Source organism: Paraburkholderia sp. SIMBA_030 (genome assembly GCF_046535245.1).
GTDB lineage: Bacteria > Pseudomonadota > Gammaproteobacteria > Burkholderiales > Burkholderiaceae > Paraburkholderia.
In genome coordinates this window covers 1-278 of the sequence record NZ_JAWRXB010000358.1, presented here as the reverse complement: position 1 = coordinate 278, position 278 = coordinate 1, and the positions used below count along the sequence as shown (strand labels likewise).

The following is a 278-nucleotide window of genomic DNA, read 5'->3' as shown; positions in this document are numbered from 1 at the left end:
GAGTTGCTCACGTACGAAGGGCTCGGCCTGTGCGCGGAAGGCGAAGGCGCAAAGCTCGTCAACGATGACGACAACACGTATGGCGGCAAATGGGTTGTCAATCCGTCGGGCGGTCTGCTGTCGAAGGGGCATCCGTTGGGCGCGACGGGTCTTGCGCAGTGCTTCGAACTCACGAAGCAGTTGCGCGGCAAGGCGGATGCGCGGCAGGTCGAAGGCGCGCGCGTCGCGCTCGCGCACAACGTCGGGCTCGGCGGCGCGTGTGTCGTGACTGTCTATAA

General features: G+C 64.7%; 1 protein-coding gene. It reads left to right on the top strand.

What is annotated here, in order from left to right:
• The coding region (locus SB772_RS40340; RefSeq protein WP_410838558.1) for a thiolase C-terminal domain-containing protein at positions 1 to 278 on the top strand (278 nt) is incomplete at both ends.